Genomic DNA, 275 nt, shown 5'->3' with positions numbered 1-275 from the left:
CGGTTCGGGGCAGGCGCGGTGAACTCCCGCTTCACGAGGTCCGGGTGCCGCGCCGACGCCGGGTCCGGCCGGGTGGTCTTGATCCTCTTCGACCGCCGCGCACCCTCGATGCCTGCAGCGCGCATCAGCCGGGCGGTCTGGTCTCGGCCGATCATGATCCCCGCCCGGCCGGCGGCTTTCCAGAGCTTGCGGATTCCATAGACGCGGTAGTTCGTCTCCCAGAGCTCGACCAGCTGCGGGATCAGCTCCTCGTCCCGCACCGCGCGAGCCGAGGG

At 71.3% G+C, this 275-nt stretch carries 1 protein-coding gene; it reads right to left on the bottom strand.

Features of this window, described 5'->3' with window-relative positions; translation table 11 throughout:
• A partial coding sequence (locus NR072_RS08860; RefSeq protein WP_256836903.1) for an IS3 family transposase occupies positions 1–275 on the bottom strand: 275 nt, incomplete at both ends.

The organism is Micrococcus sp. Mcc89 (assembly GCF_024519795.1).
Lineage (GTDB): Bacteria > Actinomycetota > Actinomycetes > Actinomycetales > Micrococcaceae > Micrococcus > Micrococcus luteus.
Note: the sequence above shows the minus strand (reverse complement) of the source record. Positions and strands in the feature narration are given on the sequence as shown.